The sequence below is a fragment of the Shewanella sp. MMG014 genome, assembly GCF_018100775.1.
Lineage (GTDB): Bacteria > Pseudomonadota > Gammaproteobacteria > Enterobacterales > Shewanellaceae > Shewanella > Shewanella japonica.
The window spans coordinates 327,654-350,405 of sequence record NZ_JAGJDZ010000002.1; the positions used below are offsets into that span (position 1 = coordinate 327,654).

Here is a 22,752-nt window from a genome sequence, read left to right on the forward strand (position 1 = left end):
TACTTACTGTCTATTCTTTACTGCAGCAGTCATAAAGTCACTGTTGCGACAGTTAACTGTTGAACATTACCCGAGAAAATACATGCCATTTGCAAAACTGGGATTAAGCGATCCAATCACTAGTGCGTTGAATAAGTTAGGCTATACCGAGCCAAGCCCTATTCAAGCTAAAGCCATTCCTGTTGCTCTATCGGGTAAGAATATCATTGCTGCAGCGCAAACAGGTACAGGTAAAACCGCCAGTTTTATTTTACCCATTTTAGAGCGCTTTAAAGCGGGTCAAAAAGTACGAGGGAAACGAGTTAAAGCTTTGGTACTAGCTCCAACGCGTGAACTTGTTGTGCAAGTTGAGCAAAATATAAAACTGTACAGTCAAAATTTATCCATCAATTCGATGGTGATGTATGGTGGCGTAGACAGTAAACAACAAAAGCAGCGTTTAATTGAAGGTATCGATATCTTAGTCGCCACTCCTGGTCGTTTACTTGATATGTATACCCAACGTGCTGTTAATTTTGATGAGTTAGAAGTTTTAGTCCTAGATGAAGCCGACAGAATGCTTGATATGGGCTTTATTGAAGACATTAACCGCATTATCGAACTTTTACCTGATGACCGCCAAAATATGTTGTTTTCGGCAACGCTTTCTAATCAAGTACGCGCTTTAGCTAAATCAGCGATGAAAAAACCAGTGCAAATATCAGTCGAAGCTGACACAGATGCACAGCCAAAAATCGAGCAATGGTTAACCACGGTTGATAAAGATAAAAAATCAGCATTGTTAAGCCATTTAATTAAAGAAAATGATTGGCAACAAGCCTTAATTTTTATCGAAACTAAACATGGTGCAGCAAAGCTTGTCACTCAACTCGAAAAGCGTGGCATTATTGCTGAATCATTCCATAGCGGTCGTAGCCAGCCAATCCGAGAACAAATTTTAGCGGACTTTAAAGCTGGCAAAATCAGCTATTTAATCGCAACTGGGGTCGCATCTCGAGGCATTGATATTGATGAACTACCGTTAGTGATTAACTACGACCTGCCATTTCCTGCTGACGACTATGTTCATCGCATTGGTCGTACGGGACGTGCTGGCGCAAAAGGCTTGGCTGTTTCTTTAGTCTCAAAGGATGACTTTAAAAATTTATGCGCTATTGAACGTCGTTTAGGCCATATCATCGAGCGTAAAGAAGTAGACGGCTTTGCACCTCGTAAAGAAGTGCCTATTTCAATTTTAGATTTTGTCCCTAAAAACCCTAAAATGCCAAACTCTTCCAAACCTAAGTCAACAAACGCTGGGGCAAAAACAGAGGATGACAAACCACGCTTGTCACGGGGTAAATCAGATAAGCCCAAGAACAATCATTACAATAAAAATAAAGCAAAGAAATTTAACCAAGAAGACAATAAAAAACCCTACGAGAATTCAAAAAGTAATGCTCGTAAACAGACAAGATCTGACTCAGCACCTACATCTTCAGTCCCAAATGGCACTGGCGCAGTTAACCCTTGGAAGCAATAAGCGCTTCGTTTGTATAGTGGTGTCAATACGATAAAGCCTGCGTTATATTTCGCAGGCTTTTTAGTTGTTGCGATTAAAGCAGTACCCAGACTACTTTTTTATATTCACTCGCCATGGCGGATTAAGCCGATTTTCTCCAGCCCAGTACAATTTAATTTTATTACCAGACGGGTCAAATAAAATCGCTTCGCGCCACAAATAGCTGGCATCAACAGGTAGCTGATAAAACTCAACCCCTTTCGTCAATAAATCATTAACCCATTCATCTAACGCTTCATGCTCAAAGTAAATGACACTGGAATTTACCGCATCATCCACTAACTGTGGCTTATCTTGCTTAAAAAGCGAAAATGTTGCGTCGCCGTCTGGACACATAAAACGAGCATAATGACTGCTACTAACAATTTGAATAAAGCCCAGCGTTAGATAAAAATCGCAAGCAAGCGACAAATCATTCACTGGTAAAGTGACTTGGTTTAATCGCATAATGCCTCCATTTATTTGGCTTAGTATTGGTTTCTTTCACTCGGAATATCTGTTGTATATTGAACAAACTCAACTTCATAACCGTTGGGATCGTTATAATAAACACTGTAGTAGTTAGCACCTTTTCCACCAACGATAGCGATTTCAAACCCTGCTTTTTCCATTCTGTTTCGTAAACCGTCGAGATCTGACACCTCATAAGCAAAATGAGCAAGGCCGAGATCGTATCCTTCTATTGGCCTCATTGTTCCTTTACCGTTATCGTTAAGTGACAAATAGTTATTATCATCGCCAAAATGAATCCATTTACGCTGCACTCCATGCCACTCGCCCTCACCGCCACCACGAACAGTCCAATGAGGAAAAGCAGCTTGATAAAAAGCCAGCGTCTCAGTTAAGTCATTCACCACTAAATTTAAATGTTCTAATCGCATAGTTTATTCCTTTAATATTATTAATTAGTTTGTGTACGTTTTTTATTTCACTTCGTTCTACTTGGCTTATTTCAGTGCCATCGTGTTGTGAAACAAAACGCGACTTCTGGCTATCACAGCAGCAATGTCTTGTTGATTGGCTTTTAATGCTGCAGAGCTATCACCTCTATCCAGCACCTGATTGTTATTAGCTCTTTTATTGGCTTTATTTTTTACAACTTGATCCATCATTTGTTGATTGATTATCACCTGAATCATGCTTGCCTCCTTGTCTTGATATAAGGGCTAACTTGCTTGCTACATAAGATGAAGCTACTATAAAACCTCAACCTAAGTTGAGGTAAAGCGATATTTTGAGTTTTCGAAATATATTTTTGAAATCCACTTTTAATACCTTAAATTTCAGAATCTTAAACAAAATAATGAAATGAGTAGCGAAGAGTTTGTAAAAGATATAAGGGATAACAGATGCTCAATGAAATGGATTTAAGTGTCGGTCAAGTAGCTAAGCGTTGTGGTGTTAGGGTATCTAGCCTGCACTTTTACGAAAAAAAAGGTTTGATTAAAAGCCTGCGTAATCAAGGGAACCAGCGCCGTTACCATCGAGACGTGATCAGAAGAATATCGGTGATTAAAGCTGCACAAAAAATGGGAGTGAGTTTACAAGAAATTAAACATGCATTTAGTTATTTACCCAATGAACGGACACCGAATAAAGATGATTGGGCTAAATTGTCTGAGTCATGGCACAAGCAGTTAACTCAACGGATTCATTATTTGACCGATTTAAGGGACTCTCTAAATGCTTGTATCGGTTGTGGTTGTCTATCTATGAAGTCTTGCCCTATTTACAACCCTGAAGACAATTTGGGTATTGACGGTGTTGGCTCTGTCATTCTTGATAAAGCCTTTAATGATGATTAACAGCCAGTTAATTTAAACTCGACTTATAACGTAAAAAGCCCAACAAGGAAATAGATTCTTGTTGGGCAAAATAATCAGGGAAGATGAAACTTGCGCATAAGTGCAATAGGGGAAAACTTATGCGCTAGGTTGTTGAAGTTTACTCACTATCAATAGTATTGTTTGCTGTGTTGATTTTAATCTTACGCGCTTTTAACGCTTCAGGTATTTCTCTTACTAAATCAATATTCAACAAACCATTTTCTAAATCTGCACCAACAACATTTACATGATCTGCAAGCTGGAAAGTGCGCTCAAAACCACGCTCTGCAATACCTTGGTGTAAATATTTTCGTTCGTCATTGACGTTAGCAACCTTGTTGCCCTTAACCAATAACTTGTCACCTTCACTTGTAATATCAAGCTCTTGCATACTAAAGCCAGCAACAGCCATCGTGATACGGTAACGGTTTTCACCGAGCAATTCGATGTTGTAAGGAGGGTAACCAGTGTTACCATTTTGCACTGCAGCGTGCTCAGCCATTTTAGCTAAACGATCAAAACCAATCGCACTGCGGTAAAGAGGAGTTAAGTCTGGAGTTACATTAAATTTACGCATGTTCATATCCTTGTCTAAAGCAATATGTGAAAAATAAGCCATTATTGGCGTTTGTCATTACCCTTGCGGCGTAATGGCAGTTAGTACCTCTATTGAGCGTGCCTAACTTATAACTAGATATGAGAACGTTATTTTTGTTTTCAAGTAAACTTGATAAATTAATTTCATTTTTATTTCATAAATAAATTTTAATCAATAAAATTCAATAACTTAAAAATTATTTTATTTAATAAAAAAGGCAACCTTACGGTTGCCTTTAACTATATTGAGTATTGCAGTGTCACTTTACAGCCATCATTAGGGGCTTATAAAGGTGAGTATTAATAAATACTGCACCCTAAACTACTCTTAGACTGAACAAACTTAACTTCACCATTTGGCTCATAATCTTCAATATTAATTTGCTGTTGCGTCTTAATATAATCATAAAGCTCAATAGCATCCACATAGCCTGCTTCTAAAATATTAATCTTAGGATAGTTATCACCGCCTGCGGCGCTAAAGCTTGGGATCGAGAAGGTATAAGTTTCGTTAATATCAAAAGGCTTGTTGTTTATGCTATGGATCTCAACATCTTGATCGCGACATTTCACTGTCATATCAATACCATAAAACTGTGCATAAGCGCCGCTAGTACGCGTATTGGACGCTACTTTTGATAAGTATTTAACCAGCTTTTCACCAGTCATTTCAGCAAAACCTATGGTATTTGAAAAAGGTTGTACCGTTAATACATCACGATATGCGACCTCGCCTGCTTGAATGGATGCCCTTACACCACCTGAATTCATAATGCCAAAATCAGCACGCACTTTTTCACTGTGCACTTTTGCAATCAAACGACCAAGGTTGGTTTGCTGAGAACGTACAACTTTGCGCTCACCTTGCAATAAACCATTTACGCGACCAATAACAACATCGAGTTCAGCACTGCCTTTATCTTGGTAAGGTTTAAGCACAGCTTCAACTTCCGCATTTCGTTCAATTGGCTCAGCAACTGGCCAAGCTAACTTTTTACCAAAAGCCATACGCTTAAGGTTAATAGGAATTAATTGATAGTCGACTAAATAAAGTTTGCCATTAATGTACTCAAAATCTGCACGGCCTACATAACGTCCCCATTCGTGAGCTTGCATTATATACGTGCCATTTTGCTTATCTGGGCGACATGAGTCCCCCGGCATAAAGCGTTTATCATACTCACTGTTGCGACCACTCATACACACAGGGTTTTGGGAGTGTCCACCGATAATCGCATCAAGCATGCCTTCTTCAAGCTCACGAGCCATAGTGACATCACCTGGTGCATTACTACCAAATTCGCCATTTTCATAATGGCCCATGTGCGTTGCAGCAAAAACAAGATCGACTTTTTCATTTGCCTTTATTTGTGGAATAAGCTGCTTCATTTCTGCAATAGGATTAGTGAAGGTCAGCGTTTCGGTATGTAAAGGATTGGTCAACTTAGGGGTATCATCTGTCGTCAGACCCACTACCGCAATATTCAAATCCCCCAAGGTAAACATCTTGTAAGGCTCAAAATAGCGCTCTTGAGTATCTTTATGATAAATATTTGCCGCTAACATTGGAAAGTTAGCCAGCTTTGCTTGCTCATCTAAAACAGATAAAGGGTTATCAAATTCATGATTACCAACGGCCATGGCATCGTAACCAATCATGTTCATACCAATAAAATCAGGTACTGCTTTTTGTAAATCAGATTCTGGTACACCGGTGTTAATATCACCGCCTGATAACACCAGTGTATGACCACCTTGCGCAGCCACTTCTTTACGAATACCGTCAATCACAGTAAATCGCGCAGCCATTCCTGCTTCGCCCGCTTTATTGTGCCAAAAGCGTCCGTGATTATCATTGGTATGTAGCACAGTAAATTTAGTACAGTTGTTATCGTCACATTGTGGCCGTTGTTCACAGCCAGATAAAGCCACCAACCCACTCGTGGCAATAAGTAACGGCAGTATTGTCTTACTCATTTTGGTTTTCAAAGCGGAAGCCAAAAACGTCGGAATCGTTTTTTTCATTATTTTATCCGTAAAGAGTCAGGTCATTAGCACTATAAAGCGCAATCGTTTAAACCTTGGTATTAACAGTAAACGTATATTGATTACAAAATTCGCAGAATATAATAACAAATTACCATCAATTCATGTCAGTTTTTTTAAATCAAAACCTTAAATAACAGATGTTTAGTTATATATTTTGAAGTAGATTATCTTTATTTAAGAACAACATTTAAAGTGACTATTACCCATTAAAAATAAAAAAAGCTTAAGCTAGCCAACTTATTTAAGTCGCTTCACTTAAGCCTTTTATTTAACGCTATTTATTACTCTAACTGATACTTCTGCTATAACAGAGGCATTATCTTTTTACTGAAACAACTAGTTAATTAATCGCCCTGCGATCCATTGGCCGATTTCTGTTAATTGTTCAGGAATAACACTGTGCGGCATAGGGAACGTTTTCCAAGTCGACGCATAACCGGCTTTATTTAAGGCATCATAGGCCATCTTACCTGCAAACAAAGGGACGACCTCATCTTGCTCACCATGGTGTTGTAATAAAGGGGTTTGGCTATTTGATGGATGTAAACCTTCAGGTAATGCTTCGCCAGCAGGCAAATAACAAGACAGCGCCATAATGCCAGCTAATGTTTGCTCAAAACGCAAACCAGTAAATAAACTCATCACGCCACCTTGGCTAAAGCCAGCCAAAACAATATTTTCAGCAGCAATACCCGACTCAATTTGTTCATTAATCAGCGCTTTAACCGATTTTTCTGATGCTAATACACCGTTAATATCTGCACGGTCATGTAAGTCCATACTTTTAATGTCATACCATGAGCGCATGATGTAACCACCGTTAATGGTTACGGGTTGTTCCGGAGCATGTGGAAAAACAAATCGAATGCTGTGATCTTGTGGTAACCCCAATAAAGGCACCACTGGTGCAAAGCCAGCTCCCGAATCACCTAAGCCATGTAACCAAATGACACAAGCAGTGGCTGCAGTAGTAGGTTCAACAGTAATACGTTCAAGTTCAGTAGTTGCAGACGACATGATTTATTCCCTTTTAATTTTTTGCGGCTATCTTAACTTAAACAATCTAGTCCGTTAACCGGAAACTTAAGAATGAAAAACAAAAAAGGTAGCCTAAGCTACCTTTTTGATTAACTGAGTTTCTTTAAATAAAGAGCTGCTATCAGCACCTATTATTCAGCACAACTTTTAACTAGTGTACCGTCACGGTAAAAGTTTAATTGACCTTCTACTGGCGCATAATCTTCTGCTGATATCTCAGGATTAGCTACAAAGTACTCACGGAATACTGCAGCATCGGTTAACTGAGTATCAATATAATTAGGGTGTTGATTGATAATTGGGTAATCATCACCACCAGCAGCACTGAAATGAATCACAGAGAATGTATAGTTTTCTTGTTCATCAAATGCACGGCCACCTAGTGAAGCAATTTCGACAGTACCTTCAGTACATTGAACATCCATAGCAACATTATTCAATTGTGGGTAACCACCACCAGTTTTAACTGCTACGTTAGCTAAGTAATCTTTTACTTCGCTACCTGTCATTGTCACGTAAGCGACAAAGTTACCAAATGGTTGTACAGTTAATACGTCACGGTAAGAGATATCACCTTCAGCAATTGATGCGCGAATACCACCTGAGTTCATTACACCAAAATCAGCTGTAACATTGAAGTTATTCGTCACAAATTCTGAGTAAGCCGTAGTGAGTAAGTTACCTAAGTTAGTTTGCTCAACACGCACCACTTCACGGTCGCCTTCTAACTTACCGTCAGTGTATGAAATCACGACATCAAGTAATTCTTGGCCACGTTCTTGATATGGTTTTAACATATCGTAAACCGTTTTATCTTTTTCGATTTCTTCAGTGATAAAGACTAATTCACCGTTATCATCTTCTTCTTTCAAGTTAATTGGTATTAATGAGTAGTTGGCTAACGTTAGCTCACCGTCCATGTATTCAAAGTCAGCGCGGCCTACGTATTTACCCCACTCATGCGCTTGCATGATGTAAGTGCCGTTTTGCTGATCAGGTTTACATTCATCACCTGGTGCAAAATCTGCGTACTCATCCCCTTCCATACACACTGGATTTTGAGAGTGACCACCGATAATCGCATGCAACTGCCCTTCTTCTACTGAGCGAGCGAGCATCACATCGCCCGGTGCCTCTGTACCGTGGTTGCCATCAGCATAGTGACCCATGTGTGTTACAGCGAACACCATGTCGACTTCTTCGTTAGCTTCAATTTCAGCTAAGACTTTTGGTAGCTCAACTTGAGGATCTGTGAACGTTAAGTCTTCAACGTTTTCAGGATTCACGATTTTAGGCGTATCTACAGTCGTAAAACCGATAATCGCAACTTTAAGGCCATTGATATCGAATACACGGTAAGGTTCAAAGTAACGCTCATCCGCATTTTTATCGTAAATGTTAGCCGCAAGCATTGGGAAGTTTGCTAAAGTAGATTGCATATTCAAAGTACTTAGCGGGTTATCAAACTCATGGTTGCCGACCGCCATTGCGTCATAACCGAGTAAGTTCATCCCTACAAAGTCAGGAATCGCTTCTTGCATATCAGACTCTGGTACACCAGTGTTGATGTCACCACCTGATAATAAAATCGTTTCATCACCACGGCCTTCTACCTCTGCACGAATTTGGTCAATCACCGTTTTACGTGCTGCCATGCCATATTCGCCGTCGCTGTTTTCCCAAAAGCGACCATGGTTGTCGTTGGTATGAATGACCGTAAAGCTAGTACAAGCATCACCCGCTGCTTCACATGCTGTTTGGTCTTTATCGTCGTCGCTACTACAACCTGATAAGGCAGCAATCACTGCTGTTGCCACTAATCCTTTGTATAACGTGTTTTTCATGATCTAACCCCTAATCAATATATTGTTATATTTACGAGCTACCCAGCTCTGATTGAATGGTATCAAACACTGACAAAGTAATATGTCATCCACATGACAAAACGTGACATTTAACTCAACAATAACAATATCTTACAAAGGGCATTACATCGAACTTAGCAACAATAACAATGCCGTAAATAAAAACCAGTTCCGAATTAAGAACATTGAAAAAACAAACCCGATAAACTGCTAATTTCATGAAGGTTTATACAAAACATCTGCTTGGTTCAATTATGCATAAACAAAAACGCACGCTCCAATGACCAATTAAACGTCAAAATTAGCAGGTTGACATTTCAGTAAATTACGATAGCAATGGAACCGATTAACTTAACCCTTCTACAAAATCGATAGATAGGGTTATATTTTTGCGCTTATGCTCTACTTAATCGACCATTATACTCAATGATTCACTATCAATTTTAGGTGCGTAATATGGGGTTACTACAAAACGGTCAATGGGTCGATCAATGGTATGAAACTAAAGAAAACGGTGGAACATTTGTCAGAGAAGACGCCCAACTTAGAAACTGGATCACTCAAGATGGTTCGGCTGGCCCAACTGGTGAAGCAGGGTTTAAAGCGGAATCAAATCGTTACCATTTATATGTATCCCTTGCCTGTCCGTGGGCTCATCGCACCTTAATTTTTCTGCAATTAAAGCAATTGGCAGACCATATCAGCGTTTCAGTGGTCGAGCCTCACATGCTCAGTAACGGATGGGAGTTTAGCGGCAAAAACCAATCACCTATGGCAAAAAGCATTAGCGGTGCAGTTTCTGACCCATTAATGCAAAAAGACTATTTATATCAAGTTTATCAAGAAGCTAAGCCCAATTATAACGGGCGTGTCACAGTGCCGCTGCTTTGGGATAAAAAACATAAAACCATTGTCAGTAATGAATCGTCTGAAATTATTCGTATGTTTAACAGTGAGTTTAATTTGATAACTGGCAATCAAGAAGATTATTACCCGCAGCGCTTACGTAGTGAAATCGATACTATTAATGAACTGGTTTATCACAAGATTAACAATGGTGTTTATCGAGCAGGTTTTGCCACGACACAGCAAGCGTATCATGATGCCGTGTTCCCGCTGTTTGATGCTTTAGACACGTTAGAAAAACGCCTTACGACACAACGCTATTTGACTGGTTCAACAATCACCGAAGCCGACTGGCGACTATTCACCACCTTGATCCGTTTTGATAGTGTCTATGTCGGTCATTTTAAAACCAATTTGCGTACTATTGAATCCTACCCACAACTATCAGGCTATTTACGAGACTTATACCAACAACCTGGTATTGCAGCAACCGTCAATCAAGAACATATAAAGCAGCACTATTACTATAGCCACCAGCATATTAATCCCACCCAAGTTGTGCCAGCAGGGCCTATCATTGACTATATGACGCCACATTTTCGTGATGAGTTAAATAATAGGCTAGAAAATGAGCGATAAAAAATGCAGCAACCCAGTTGCTGTTTTTGGGTTTATCTCATCGAATCAATGATTAAAAACCACTTATTCAGAAACAATAGATTCAGGGACATTTATTCAAGGGATTTTTATTCAGGAGCCATTTATTCAGGAGCTATTTATTCAGGAACCATTTATTCAGGAACCATTTATTCAGGAGCTATGCCCAGAACGTCAATGGCTTCGTAAAACTGCTGATTATTATCAAGCTGTATACTCCAGCGCACAGCGCCAGCATCAGCGATAATAAGTAAACGTTCAGCAATGCATTTGATGTCATCAACCATAGCGGTCAATACGACCTTGCTGACATTTAAACGACATTGTATTTCAAATGGGGTGACGACTAATTTACCTTGAGAAAACTCAATAATCATTTATACAATCCAATCTCTACCAGCATAATACTGGAAATAAAAATCCCAAGTGATTAACTCACTTGGGATTGGCATTAATGCTCTATTAAAGCATTAGCTCGGCGTTGATATTGTGTAGATTAGTGCTGATGACCGCCTTCACCATGTGAATGGCCATGAGCAATCTCTTCATCAGTGGCTTCACGGATATCAACCACTTCAATGTCAAAAGTTAATTCACGGCCTGATAGAGGATGATTGGTATCAATCGTCGCCATAAACTTACCCACTTTAACAACTGTGACTTGGCGTTGACCTTGCTCAGTGTTAACAATCGCAGGCATGCCCGCTTTCCAGACTTTCGCACCTTGTAAATGCTTAACCGACACTCGCTGCTCAGCCGATTCCATACGTTCACCATACGTATCTGCTGCAGGCGGTGTCACGCTGAATTTCGCGCCAGCTTCTTTGCCAGCAATGGCATCTTCAATACCCGGCATCATGTTGTCATGGCCGTGTAAATAAGCGATTGGCGAACCACCTTCGTTGGTTTCAATTACTTCGCCTTGTTCATCGCGTAATGTGTAGTTAAAGCGCACTACCATATTATCTTGAGCTGTCATCGAATATCCTTAATTCACTTCGATTTCAATAGTTGCCGCAGCTTAACAAATCGACTAACAAGCTGCCAGCAAAAAGCCGATGTTAATCGGCTTTGGTAATGATTTAGTGATTATCTGGTAAGCAAACAACACGACTCTGGGTTATTGGTTACCAATATCCATTCCCAATGCGGCAAAGGTTTTCTCATCAGGAAAACCATCAGCAATTAAATTTTTGCTGCGCTGAAATGCCTGTACACCCGCAATTGAATTACGCCCCAGCACACCGTCTGGTTTACCCACATCAAAACCAAGTTCATTTAATTTGGCTTGCATAACTTTAATATCACTACGATTGAACATACCATGTTCTGGCGCACTAACATGTAAAGGGGCAGCGCCATTGATACGATCTGCCAAATGACCGACTGCAATGGCATAAAACTCTGAACGATTCCAACGCATAATCACATCAAAATTGTCATAGCCTAAAAACGCAGGCCCTGTATGACCAGATGGAACATACAAAGAGGCTTTCATGTCAGGAGTTGATAACGGCTTGCCGCTAGTTTGGGTGATATTCAATGCAGCCCACTGGGTTAAAGGCTGTGAGTGTTTTCGGCCAAGATATTGATAATCATAATTCTCGGGCAAGGTCACTTCTCGACCCCAGCGCTCGTTAGCTTTCCAACCTAATTGCTGTAAAAAATTCGCCGCTGACGTTAGTGCATCTGCAGTGCTGTTCCATAAATCCACTTTACCATCGCCATCGCCGTCTACAGCATATTTGGCATAGTTTGTCGGCATAAATTGGGTATGCCCCATAGCGCCAGCCCATGAGCCAACCATGGTCGCATCGTCAAAGTTATACTTTTCTTTTAACTTTAATGCTTGCATCAATTCATTAGTAAAGTAGTCACTGCGTCGAGGATCGCACGCTAATGTTGCTAGCGAATTGAGCACCGACATTTTACCTTTATAGCCACCAAAGTTAGTTTCTAACCCCCAGAACGAAATAATGTATTGCCCAGGAACGCCATACTCTTTAGTTAACTTATTAAGTAATTCACGGTTTTCAGCCAGTAACCGACGACCTTCTTTTACACGCCAATCAGTTACGCGTTTATTAAAGTAATTACCAAAGGTTTGGCTAAATTCTGGTTGCTGGTTATCAAGCTCAATAACACGAGGAATAAACTTCAGGTTAGCCACGCTAGTATTGATAGTTTGCTCAGACAAACCCTCACTGCGTGCTGTTACTTTGAGTTTATCGACACATTGGGAAAAATCGTCAACAGCTGCAATAGATTGAAGACTAACAAAACAGCTAGAAAAGAATAACGCTGACTTTAAAACGGAAGAATACTGTGAACTCACCATAAATGAATACTTCTACAAATAATGACTGTCCACATCGTGACTGATAGCGATACAGGAAACAAGAGCCTATACGGCTTAAATATCGAAATTATGTGTTTATCTGGTTAATTAAGCTTCATGTTTCATCAGCTTTTGTCACATTAGATTAATAGTGTTTTGTATTGAATAGAGTTACCGTATAATCGACACGTTAATTGAATTCATCAAAGAGACTAATCATGATTGAACAAACCCCTGCTGTTGCAAGCTTTATTGAGAACGTTAAAGAACACCAAGTCCTTTGGGGCTTAGCCGATGAAACGGGCGAAGGTTGGGTTGTCTGTGACTCTTCTGAATTTGAAGAAACTGATGTGATGCCATTATGGTCAACTGAAGCACAAGCTGCTGGCCACTGTACTGAAGAATGGGCAGACTATAAAGCGGTACAAATCAGTTTAAATGAGTTTTTAGAGTATTGGGTTGGTGACTTAAATGAAGACGGCGTATTAGTCGGTATTGATTGGGTTGCTAACGAAGATTGTGTAGAAGTTGACCCTATCGTCCTTGCTAAAGAGCTTGTAGACGTAGAAGCGGAATAAGTACTGCGCTGTTAACAGCCACATAATACAAAGCTGCTAGATGTCATCGCAAACCTGTGATGCTTGGCAGCTTTTTTATATAACGTCATGTCATATAGGCCAGTAGTGAATCATTTACCTCCTTTAGTCGACATTCCTTTTGAGCTCAGACATCAATGTTGGTTTTGTGCAGAGCCATGCAATGATGTGTTCAGCTATTATGCAAAACCAAGCACGCCACATCCTTCGCTAACACTACCCGCATGCACTGAATGCAGTCGGCTTGCTAAAAAGCACCTCTTAACGTCGATCTGGGATTGCCGTGATGCCGTTAAAGACGATTTAATGAAGATTTACCACAAAGACTTGGCCATTGGTATTAATTGGACTGAAGAAGAGCTTGCAGAATCTGGATTTGACTGCCGTATTTTATCAGGCTTTAAAGAAAGTGCGTGGATGATGTATCAAATAGCCAAAGGACGCATCAACGCCAAAGGTTGGCCGTTAGTACTTAATGGTATTGATATTGAGCAAGGCTACCACCCCCAGTTTGAGTTTGACGGACTTAGTTTTAATTCATTAACCAAAGCCATAACTCATTACTGCGACACACTATCATTGAATAAGTATTTACTTTGCGAACTCCTCAACATTGTCGGCAAAGAGAAATTTGCTTACGCTATCAGGTTATGCCGCATGAACATTGGTATTACCCGTGAGCATCAAAAGCTATTGTTACAACAGGTAAAAGAAGAGTTTGAACAATAATCTTGTTTGAATCCAGTGGCAAAAATAAAGGCTAATCAACAATGATTAACCTTTATTTTTTGACATTTTTTAATAGTTTGCGTTTTAAATCGTTAACTCTCTCATTGTTACTTTAATTATCTAATTCCGATAATCATTAACCCAATAAGGTCTTTAATCGTTTTTGCACAACATCAACCAATAAATCAGGTTGGAATTTTGAAATAAACTCATCACAGCCCACTTTTTCAACCATTGCATGGTTAAAACTACCACTGAGAGAAGTGTTTAAAGTGATATATAAGGCGTTCATTTTCTCATCAGCGCGAATTTCTGAGGTAAGCTTATAACCGTCCATTTCAGGCATTTCCGCATCGGTAATCATCATCAAAAACTCAGTAGTGACATCAATGCCTTCTGCAGTTAACTTTTGTAAATAGTGTAACGCTTGTAAGCCATCTGACGCTTCAATAATTTCAATACCTAACTGACTTAATGTATCTCTGACTTGTTTTCTTGCCGTAGAGGAGTCATCAACAATAAGCACTTTTTTACCCGGCATATGCTCTGCAAGTTGTTCATCTAATACGCCATCTGACAAACTAATATCGTAATCAATAATTTCAGCAAGCACCTTTTCGACATCAATGATAGACACCAATCGCTCAACATCATTCTCAGTTAACTTGGTTATTGCAGTGAGGTAGTTGTTCGCGCCCGCTGACTTTGGCGGCGGCATAATGTCGCTCCAGGTCATGTTAACGATATGCTCAACTTTGCCTACTAAAAAGCCCTGCACACTGCGATTATATTCAGTAATAATTAGGTTACAATCTTCAGATACAGGCATCGGGCTAAACCCAATCGCTCCTCGCAGATTTATCACAGGTATCGACATACCACGTATGTTGGCTACACCACTAATATTGCTGTTACTACCTGGTAAGGCGCTGAGTGCTGGTAACTTAACGACTTCTTTGACTTTAAAGACATTAATTGCGAATAATTGAGTTGCGCTTATTTTGAACAGTAGTAATTCCAACCGGTTCTCACCCACTAGCTGGGTGCGTTGATCTACAGTATCAAGAACTTTCTTCATTATTATTTCTCAGTTAACTCAACATCGGCTTCACGTAAATTATAAAATGATTTACATCAAAAAACTGCTGACTTCATCGTAATTACTCAGTGTTTTGCAGAAAAACATACCAATTTGCATGTAAATTAAACAATCACATTTTGAATAAGATCTTATCGGCCAAAATCGACGTATCATTAGTTTAAATTACTGAAGTCTTTGGCTGACATCAGAAAAAGCCCCCTTGCTACAGACATAAAGGAAATATGATGCGTAAACAATTCATTAAAACTATCGCCTCTGCTGTATTACTTTTATCTACCAGTGCTTGCACCATGCTCGACACTAAAGTTGACGTTGTGGATGATTTTCAGCTAACCAATTACTTAGGCACATGGCACGAAATAGCGAGACTTGATCACTCCTTTGAGCGAGGTATGAACCAAGTCACCGCTAATTACAGTGTAGAAGGCGACAAAGTCATAGTGATCAATAAAGGGTACTTAACAGACGCACAAAAATGGAAAGAAGCAGAAGGTAAAGCCTACTTCATTGAATCTGAAAAAATAGCTCGCTTAAAAGTCTCTTTCTTCGGCCCGTTTTATGGTGCATATCAAATCCACGATTTAGTTAAAGACGATAACGGAGACTATCAAGCATCATTGGTCATTGGTCCCAATAACGAATATGCGTGGATTTTAGCCCGTGACACCGTGATTTCTGATGATGTTAAGCAGCGTTTTGTGTCTAAAATGCGCACATTGGGCATTAACGAACAAGACCTTATATGGGTAAGCCAAAACTAACCAAAAAATAATGATCATAGTGTTATTCGTATGCGTATATATAGTTGATTTAAAAATAAACCTTAGCCGACAAATAACACTTTCATCATATAGGTGCTGTTATGATACTACCTTTGTTTCCGCTTTCGATTTGCTTACTACCTCAGGGGTTTACGCAACTTAGAATTTTTGAACAGCGCTACAAGCGTCTAGTGACTGAGTCATTAAAGTCTGGCGAAGGTTTTGGACTGTGCATGCTAAACAGCAAAAACGAACTGATGCCAATCGGTACTTGGGTACACATTATTGATTTTGAAACGTTAGATGATGGTTTACTCGGGATCAGTATCCAAGGGCAGCAGCGATTCAAAATCAATGATTTCAACATCGAAGATGATGGCCTTAAACGTGGCAACGTAAGCCTATTACCTGATTGGCCAAATTCTGACATCGTCCCCAATCAGAAATTCTTGAGCGAAACCTTGCAGCAAATACTTGAACAATACCCAGCTCAGCTGTCCCATTACAATAAACAAGATTTCGATAACATGTCCTGGGTATGCCAGCGTTGGTTAGAAATAATGCCGATTACCGCAGAAGAAAAATATCAATGCATTAATAGTCATAACCATAAAATGACCGAAGAATTACTTACAAGCATCATTAAGTAACCCAAGCCAATACCACAAACACTGACTTTTACTCTTTCTAGAAATTTTTTGATCCATTCCTGCTGTCTCACGTAATGGTAAATAACAAGTGCATGATTGATTGGTAAAACAAATGCTAATACAGCTAATACAAAACCTTTCGTCATTTATGTACATCACCAACGTCTGAATATGCGAGCGAAAATAAATGGAAAATTTTCAATCACAAACTGTTCAAAGTCGTTATGATAAAGGCATGTTATCTAAAAATAATAATGCCATGACGACAAATGATTCCAGTGACAATAACGCAATTGATAATCAAGCCAGCAACGATGAAGCCAAGTACCTTGCAGATTTGATGATGCAAGTGGCCAACCAGCGTAGTAAAGCTGCTTTCGCCAAGTTATTTGCTCATTTTTCTCCCAAAATTCGTGCTTTTGGGGTTCAGCGTTTAAGCCAACAAGGTTTAGCAATGGATCTCGTTCAAGAAACCATGACACGAGTGTGGACCAAAGCGCATTTATACAACGCCGATAAAGCCGCTGTGAGTACCTGGGTGTTTACCGTTATGCGAAATCAATGCTTCGACATGCTTCGTAAAGTACAAAATAATCGTGAAGATGCGTACGGTGATGACATTTGGCCACTATTTGAATCTGATGAGAGTGATGAAACCGATAACGACTTCAAATTATCAGCCACATTACTAAAACATGTTGATGACTTACCTCCATTGCAAAAGCAAGTGGTTCAAGGCATCTACATGCAAGAATTAACGCAGCAAGAGCTCGCTGACAAATTAAAAGTGCCCATTGGTACAGTCAAATCAAGATTACGTTTAGGTTTAGAAAAGTTAAAAGGCTTCATGGAGAAACATTATGATTAAGTACCACCCAAATCAGGAATTGTTATCGCTCCATGCGAAGGGTCAATTACCGTTATCTTTATCTATCGCGGTATCAGCACATTGTGAGCTGTGCCCCCAATGCACTGAGCAATTAATGGCGTTAACTTTAAAAGCCTCAGACGACAGCTTTTCACTCGCGCCGATGTCCTCTATCGACACTGATAGTTCTGATTTAGACGCAGACTTAGATGCCCTACTCGCTGACATGATGCAAGATGACGTACTTGAAGCAAAAGAAGTTGAAGCAAGTAATCAAACTCATGTTGCTAGCCATGTTAACGTATCGATTAAAGGACATGAATACACCTTACCTCGAGCATTTAGCCAGCAAATTAACAACAGCTGGCAAGGTATCGGTAAGGTCAACCGGATACGATTAGACACAGGTGAAAAGCAAGCGAGAGCGAGCCTGCTGCACATTGCTGAAAATGGTGAAATCCCACAGCACAGCCACAAAGGTCAAGAGCTAACCTTGTTACTCGCTGGTGAATTTAGTGACGAGTACAATACCTATACAGCCGGTGACTTTATCATGCTTGATTCTGAGCATGAACATAGTCCTAAAACCATTGATGGTTGTTTATGTTATACCGTCGTCGATGCACCTTTATACTTTACTAAAGGTATCAGTAAATTGCTTAATCCAATCGGTGAACTAATTTACTAAATAGCCTATCAAAATGTTCATAAACAGCCTGTATTTCAGGCTGTTCTATTTTGATAATTAACGAATTAATACTAGGTAATCAGCTTTTAAAGTAGGCTTCTTAATAACAATGCTCAAACCTTATGTTTAAACGTTCGTAAACTCGATACGAAATGACATAATTGAGGGATACCATTTAACAAAATAGCGAAGTTAACCACTCATTAGCACACTGAATTAGTGTAACTTTATCAACACCCTTTCAGTTTTAGCTTGGTTTTTATACGACAAAAAGACGTATCGCTTACCTTTTAGTCTTAAACTGTTCTATTTTGTAAAATATGTATTGCTATATTAAAAATATACGCATATTATCCACAATGTTATTAAGTTAACTTGTATTTAACTGTTTACCCTTCTGTTATTCATAACTGCACTCGTAAACCCACACTACAAGTCACGCCTTTTGGTTAAACATTGTCATTTGTTTGTCATATGCCTGTGTTCAACTAGACAAAGCAAGTAAGTTGGCGATTAAAATAAATAATCAACACGACTTGTCAGTGTAATAAGCACAGTTAACTTAAGCACACACATTAGCTTCAATAAGCCCAAACTTACGCAACACAACTGCTTAAGGATTTTTATTGTTATTACTTACTCACCAGATAGGTGAAAATTAAAAAAAGGAGTGTGGCATATGTCATACAACATTAATGGTCACGAAATTACAGTCAATTTCCCTGTAAATTCAATATCATCAAACAAAAACTCAATAGCTTTTACTGACAGCCAAGGTAAAACTAAAACAACTTTTTCAAAGCGCACTGAAGCGTTAAAGTTTATGAAATGGTTGATAACGGCTAACAAGTAACACCTTCCATAACGCTTGCGTTATTCATTTGCTCAGTTACTCAATAAACATCGCTTCTCGGTATTTCCTCTCACACTTTACCGGACGTTTATTAGAACTGAGCAACATGAAACAACCCCATTCGCTTCACTTCCAGCACTAATACTTAAACAACTTTCTTAGCTACAGTTAACTTACTGACCATATTTGCGTATATACCTAGCTAGCATACTTGGATTACCCAATAAACCACCTTGGTGTAAATACATAACAGGCCAAGTATTATCGACAGTTTCCGCTTTATAATCTTTATTTAAAAAGTGCTCCAGCATGATAAATCCCACAGGATCATAAAGTAGCTCAAACTCAATGCCAGAATCACACACACGACGCCACATGTCATAACACTGTCGATTAAGCTTTCCAAAGTGATACTTAGTACCATTTGATACAATATGCGGGTGAAACTCACTCTGTGATGTTAACTGACTAAACTGATGCGTTAGGTAATTGTTTCCCCCCACGCAACTGCAGGTTATTACATTAACTGTTACAGTAGGCTGACTCGCCTGCGAAAGGTAGCGCTTAAAAAATCGTTGCAAGAATAATGCTGTTGTGCCCGTACCTGAAGGCAAAAACAGATTTAATCTAGTCATATTCTGCTGATGCATCCAACTCAAAATTTGCATGCCTAATGTTTCAAGCCCTTCTGCAGCATACTCACATCGTCCACCTTCAGGAATATAGATCTCATTCGCAGATGCTTGCTTCGCTAAATCAGAAACATAGCTATCAAGATTGCCGCTTACATGTTTAGGTTTCTCGACAATATTGGCGCCATTATTAAGCGCTGCTAGGTAGTTCCCCTGTGGGTTTTGTTTAAGATAATCAGCGATATGATTCACATGATAATCTAACTGCCATCCGCGTAACTTAGCCAGCACTGCAAGTGAATGTAATGAATTAGCTTGAGGTGAACCGTATCCAATAACCTTATTGATATGAGGAAAGTCCTGGGTCAAGAAAAACTGAAACTTACGGGCTTTGTTTCCGCTAAAATCAGGATGAATCAAGTCATCTCGCTTAACAAAAACCTCACGTTCAGCAAATCTCATTTTATCAACGGGCGTGTCGATTGAGATATCAGCAAGAGATACATTAGAGCCAGCTGCAAACATAAGTAACGTCGCTTAAATAAAGAGTTATGGTCTGTAGTGGTATTTTAACTAACTATTAGCGATTTTCGCTATCATCAATTGTCGACAGCCCAAACTAAGTCAAGTAATGTCTTCTAACCCTCTAAACAAATCAAAATAAAATCAATAATTATCAACCACTTAAAATAAACAGAAAAGCTAATAAAAATATTGGCATAGTTTTGGCTTTCTAGTGATTATTATCACCAATGGAATATTGGTCATTTCATTAACCAGTTTTGTATGACTTAGGGAGCACCAATGTCAGTCTTGAGATTAATTTTTAATATCGCATGGTTCATCATGGGCGGATTTGTAATGGGTCTAGCATGGTGGCTAGCAGGCTTATTGTGTTTTATCAGTATTATTGGTATTCCATTTGGCCGTGCTTGCTTCGTGATTGGTGAAATGGCGTTCTGGCCATTTGGACAGGAAAACGTTAACCGTAAACATTTAAAAGGATTTGAAGATATTGGTACTGGTCCATTGGGCATGATTGGCAACGTTATTTGGTTCTTATTCTGTGGTATTTGGCTCGCGATTGGTCACTTAACCCATGCTGTAGCTTGTTTTGTTACCATTATCGGTATTCCGTTTGCAATACAACACGTAAAACTCGCTCTACTGAGCTTAACACCAATTGGCCAAACCGTTGTGGCAAAAGAAAGCTACTAACACGAGTGGCTAACACATGACTTATTACAAAGCGCCCGATTACAAAGTGCCCTATTTAAAACTAGCGTATTGAAACATGCCGCCTTGCAAAATTCAGGAAAAGCTCTGAAATAAAAACTGCTGTTATAACAGCACTGTAATAAAAAGCGCTATAACGAAAACACCTTATTTTTTTAGATATAAGGTGTTTTTCTTTATTAAATACAAACTTATTAAACTGGCGCACTTACGCCAAGTTAACAATGTACTTAAACTCAGCTTCAGTCACAGGTTGAACACTCAACCTTGCCCCTTTACTCACTAATACCATATCAGCAAGATGAGGATCAGCTTTAAGCGTTTTTAAGGTAATAATCTGCTTAAAGGTTTGCCGATAAGTTAAATCCACAGCAACCCAGCGCGGATTTTCAATATCTGATTTAGGATCATAATAACTTGACTCATTATCAAAAGCGCTCTGGTCGGGATAAGGCTCAGATGATACTGTCGCCAGGCCAACAATACCCGGCACTTTGCAACTGGAATGATAAAACAATACCGTATCGCCCACTTTTACCGCATCGCGTAAAAAGTTACGCGCTTGGTAATTACGGATCCCTTCCCAAGGTTCAGTTTGGTTTTCACATTGCTGTAAATCGTCAATACTGAACTCGTCTGGCTCAGACTTCATTAACCAATACGCCATTTTGCAATCCTATTGTTTAAACTACTTTTGATGAGTGTTTTAGTAAATTTCTTTTTTTAGAACTTTGATTTTGCAATCGGCAGAGATGCATCACTGCCCCACTCACTCCACGATCCATCATATAAGGCAGCATCATATAACCTTGTATCTGTACCACTTGATATAAGCGCTACCAAGCCAATATAAGCAGTAATCCCTGAGCCACAGCTAAATACAACCCGCTTACTATCTTCAGGTAATATGCTGGAAAATAAATGGCGCAATTCAGTAGGATGCTTGTATGTATTACCATTTAGCACATTGGCAAAAGGAAGATTTATTGAGTCAGGAATATGGCCGCTTCTCACCCCTTGTCTTGGTTCATCAACCAAGCCATTAAAACGCGCAGTAGCTCGAACATCAATCACAGTAAATTTTTTATCAGTGAGATTGAGTAACACTTCTTGTTTTGACACAAGCTGACGGGCATCGAAACAAGAGTCCATAAATGAGATCATATCACTGCCAACATTAGCTAGGCTTTCTACGTTTTTCGTATCAATGGTTAGATATTCAGATGAAGTTGGATAGCCCTGTTTAATCCATTCAGGCAGACCGCCATCTAAAATAAACACATTACTCAAACCAAACGTGTTAAATATCCACCACGCACGTGGAGACGAATATATTCCCTGATTATCATATAAAACGAGGGTTAAATGTTCTGAAATACCCAGCTTATTGATAACCTTATTCACTTGGCTTTGGCTCGGAAATGAGTGCACGCCAGCACTACCGGTATCGACTAAATCTACGTTAATATCAAGAAAATGACTATTAGGTATCGTCACTAATTCATCATAAATAATAGGTTCTTTGCCAATCACCTTATCCATACTGACATCAATAATCATCACAGCGTCATCATTGCATTTTTCATACAAGCAGCTAACGGACATTAACGGGTAATTAATTGGTTTTCGATTCATGTATTTTCAACCATGCTTTAATTAGCTAATTGCTACTCATTGTTTTTGATACATTAACACAATGAAAAGGTGAGGTTTAAGCTGGCTTGCAAAAGATTTTTTAATTGGGATATGCAGTTGCTTCCCTATCAATATGCTTCACAAAAGATGGCAACAAAACGCCACGACTTCGGCCTTTCAGCTCCCTAACGTCATTGGATACAAAAACACGATAAAGACGTGCAA

At 39.3% G+C, this 22,752-nt stretch carries 24 protein-coding genes; 10 read left to right on the top strand and 14 right to left on the bottom strand.

Features of this window, described 5'->3' with window-relative positions; genetic code table 11:
• Positions 1-82: 82 nt before the first annotated feature.
• Complete coding sequence (locus J8L86_RS04415; protein WP_211028922.1) at positions 83-1,522, top strand: DEAD/DEAH box helicase; 1,440 nt, start codon at positions 83-85, stop codon at positions 1,520-1,522.
• A gap of 90 nt (positions 1,523-1,612) precedes the next feature.
• Here J8L86_RS04415 and J8L86_RS04420 read toward each other — a convergent pair whose 3' ends face one another.
• The 3 genes from J8L86_RS04420 to J8L86_RS04430 form a co-directional block, all read right to left on the bottom strand.
• The gene (locus J8L86_RS04420) at positions 1,613-2,008 is read right to left on the bottom strand and encodes a VOC family protein (RefSeq protein ID WP_211028924.1); all 396 of its coding nucleotides are present in this window, start codon (positions 2,006-2,008) and stop codon (positions 1,613-1,615) included.
• A 20-nt stretch (positions 2,009-2,028) separates the two neighbouring features.
• Complete coding sequence (locus J8L86_RS04425) at positions 2,029-2,442, bottom strand: VOC family protein (RefSeq protein WP_211028926.1); 414 nt, start codon at positions 2,440-2,442, stop codon at positions 2,029-2,031.
• Between the two features lie 66 nt (positions 2,443-2,508).
• Positions 2,509-2,700: a hypothetical protein gene (locus J8L86_RS04430; RefSeq protein ID WP_065107904.1), complete on the bottom strand. Its 192-nt coding sequence runs from the start codon at positions 2,698-2,700 to the stop codon at positions 2,509-2,511.
• A 210-nt stretch (positions 2,701-2,910) separates the two neighbouring features.
• On the opposite strand from J8L86_RS04430, the gene soxR reads away from it, so the two are divergent.
• Entirely contained in the window at positions 2,911-3,366 is a 456-nt protein-coding gene (soxR, locus tag J8L86_RS04435) for a redox-sensitive transcriptional activator SoxR (RefSeq protein ID WP_055023278.1), read from the top strand.
• 139 nt (positions 3,367-3,505) lie between these two features.
• On the opposite strand, the gene J8L86_RS04440 is transcribed toward soxR, so the two are convergent.
• The 4 genes from J8L86_RS04440 to ushA (J8L86_RS04455) all read right to left on the bottom strand — a co-directional run bounded on the left by J8L86_RS04440 (position 3,506) and on the right by ushA (J8L86_RS04455) (position 8,915).
• Positions 3,506-3,964 carry an Hsp20 family protein gene (locus J8L86_RS04440; RefSeq protein ID WP_055023279.1) on the bottom strand — a complete coding sequence of 153 codons (459 nt, stop codon included), beginning with the start codon at positions 3,962-3,964 and terminating at the stop codon, positions 3,506-3,508.
• Positions 3,965-4,284: 320 nt separating this feature from the next.
• Positions 4,285-5,961, bottom strand: a complete 1,677-nt coding sequence (ushA, locus tag J8L86_RS04445) for a bifunctional UDP-sugar hydrolase/5'-nucleotidase UshA (protein WP_211029168.1) — start codon at positions 5,959-5,961, stop codon at positions 4,285-4,287.
• A gap of 408 nt (positions 5,962-6,369) precedes the next feature.
• Positions 6,370-7,050, bottom strand: coding sequence for a carboxylesterase (locus J8L86_RS04450; protein WP_065107902.1), 681 nt, complete (start codon positions 7,048-7,050; stop codon positions 6,370-6,372).
• A 152-nt stretch (positions 7,051-7,202) separates the two neighbouring features.
• Positions 7,203-8,915, bottom strand: a complete 1,713-nt coding sequence (ushA, locus tag J8L86_RS04455) for a bifunctional UDP-sugar hydrolase/5'-nucleotidase UshA (protein ID WP_211028927.1) — start codon at positions 8,913-8,915, stop codon at positions 7,203-7,205.
• A 477-nt stretch (positions 8,916-9,392) separates the two neighbouring features.
• Here ushA (J8L86_RS04455) and J8L86_RS04460 point away from each other — a divergent pair, with 477 nt between their 5' ends.
• Positions 9,393-10,421, top strand: coding sequence for a glutathione S-transferase family protein (locus J8L86_RS04460; RefSeq protein WP_065107900.1), 1,029 nt, complete (start codon positions 9,393-9,395; stop codon positions 10,419-10,421).
• A gap of 167 nt (positions 10,422-10,588) precedes the next feature.
• On the opposite strand, the gene J8L86_RS04465 is transcribed toward J8L86_RS04460, so the two are convergent.
• The 3 genes from J8L86_RS04465 to J8L86_RS04475 all read right to left on the bottom strand — a co-directional run bounded on the left by J8L86_RS04465 (position 10,589) and on the right by J8L86_RS04475 (position 12,777).
• A complete protein-coding gene (locus J8L86_RS04465; RefSeq protein ID WP_065107899.1) occupies positions 10,589-10,816 on the bottom strand; it encodes a DUF3389 family protein in 228 nt (75 codons plus the stop codon).
• Positions 10,817-10,935: 119 nt separating this feature from the next.
• Positions 10,936-11,418: a peptidylprolyl isomerase gene (locus J8L86_RS04470; RefSeq protein WP_055023284.1), complete on the bottom strand. Its 483-nt coding sequence runs from the start codon at positions 11,416-11,418 to the stop codon at positions 10,936-10,938.
• Between the two features lie 141 nt (positions 11,419-11,559).
• A complete protein-coding gene (locus J8L86_RS04475) occupies positions 11,560-12,777 on the bottom strand; it encodes a lytic murein transglycosylase (protein ID WP_055023285.1) in 1,218 nt (405 codons plus the stop codon).
• 218 nt (positions 12,778-12,995) lie between these two features.
• Here J8L86_RS04475 and J8L86_RS04480 point away from each other — a divergent pair, with 218 nt between their 5' ends.
• Together J8L86_RS04480 and J8L86_RS04485 are read left to right on the top strand one after the other, a co-directional pair.
• The gene (locus J8L86_RS04480) at positions 12,996-13,355 is read left to right on the top strand and encodes a DUF2750 domain-containing protein (protein WP_055023286.1); all 360 of its coding nucleotides are present in this window, start codon (positions 12,996-12,998) and stop codon (positions 13,353-13,355) included.
• A gap of 105 nt (positions 13,356-13,460) precedes the next feature.
• On the top strand, positions 13,461-14,102 hold the full coding sequence (locus tag J8L86_RS04485) for a hypothetical protein (protein WP_348772641.1): 642 nt from the start codon (positions 13,461-13,463) through the stop codon (positions 14,100-14,102).
• 136 nt (positions 14,103-14,238) lie between these two features.
• On the opposite strand, the gene J8L86_RS04490 is transcribed toward J8L86_RS04485, so the two are convergent.
• On the bottom strand, positions 14,239-15,180 hold the full coding sequence (locus tag J8L86_RS04490; RefSeq protein WP_065107896.1) for a chemotaxis protein CheV: 942 nt from the start codon (positions 15,178-15,180) through the stop codon (positions 14,239-14,241).
• Positions 15,181-15,428: 248 nt separating this feature from the next.
• On the opposite strand from J8L86_RS04490, the gene J8L86_RS04495 reads away from it, so the two are divergent.
• The 4 genes from J8L86_RS04495 (at position 15,429) to J8L86_RS04510 (ending at position 18,171) form a co-directional block, all read left to right on the top strand.
• The gene (locus tag J8L86_RS04495; RefSeq protein ID WP_247663188.1) at positions 15,429-15,965 is read left to right on the top strand and encodes a lipocalin family protein; all 537 of its coding nucleotides are present in this window, start codon (positions 15,429-15,431) and stop codon (positions 15,963-15,965) included.
• Between the two features lie 101 nt (positions 15,966-16,066).
• Positions 16,067-16,615, top strand: a complete 549-nt coding sequence (locus J8L86_RS04500) for an LON peptidase substrate-binding domain-containing protein (RefSeq protein ID WP_055023290.1) — start codon at positions 16,067-16,069, stop codon at positions 16,613-16,615.
• Positions 16,616-16,802: 187 nt separating this feature from the next.
• Complete coding sequence (locus J8L86_RS04505) at positions 16,803-17,483, top strand: sigma-70 family RNA polymerase sigma factor (RefSeq protein ID WP_080915916.1); 681 nt, start codon at positions 16,803-16,805, stop codon at positions 17,481-17,483.
• Complete coding sequence (locus tag J8L86_RS04510) at positions 17,476-18,171, top strand: ChrR family anti-sigma-E factor (RefSeq protein ID WP_055023292.1); 696 nt, start codon at positions 17,476-17,478, stop codon at positions 18,169-18,171. The genes J8L86_RS04505 and J8L86_RS04510 overlap by 8 nt, the downstream gene beginning before the upstream one ends.
• A 1,026-nt stretch (positions 18,172-19,197) precedes the next feature.
• Here J8L86_RS04510 and J8L86_RS04515 read toward each other — a convergent pair.
• Entirely contained in the window at positions 19,198-20,181 is a 984-nt protein-coding gene (locus J8L86_RS04515) for a 1-aminocyclopropane-1-carboxylate deaminase/D-cysteine desulfhydrase (RefSeq protein WP_247663189.1), read from the bottom strand.
• Between the two features lie 279 nt (positions 20,182-20,460).
• Here J8L86_RS04515 and J8L86_RS04520 point away from each other — a divergent pair, with 279 nt between their 5' ends.
• On the top strand, positions 20,461-20,874 hold the full coding sequence (locus J8L86_RS04520; protein ID WP_055023294.1) for a YccF domain-containing protein: 414 nt from the start codon (positions 20,461-20,463) through the stop codon (positions 20,872-20,874).
• A gap of 226 nt (positions 20,875-21,100) precedes the next feature.
• Here the strand turns inward: J8L86_RS04520 and J8L86_RS04525 are convergent, their stop codons facing one another.
• Positions 21,101-21,559 carry an EVE domain-containing protein gene (locus J8L86_RS04525; protein WP_065107892.1) on the bottom strand — a complete coding sequence of 153 codons (459 nt, stop codon included), beginning with the start codon at positions 21,557-21,559 and terminating at the stop codon, positions 21,101-21,103.
• A gap of 56 nt (positions 21,560-21,615) precedes the next feature.
• Positions 21,616-22,527 carry a sulfurtransferase gene (locus J8L86_RS04530; RefSeq protein ID WP_211028933.1) on the bottom strand — a complete coding sequence of 304 codons (912 nt, stop codon included), beginning with the start codon at positions 22,525-22,527 and terminating at the stop codon, positions 21,616-21,618.
• Positions 22,528-22,752: the final 225 nt, after the last annotated feature.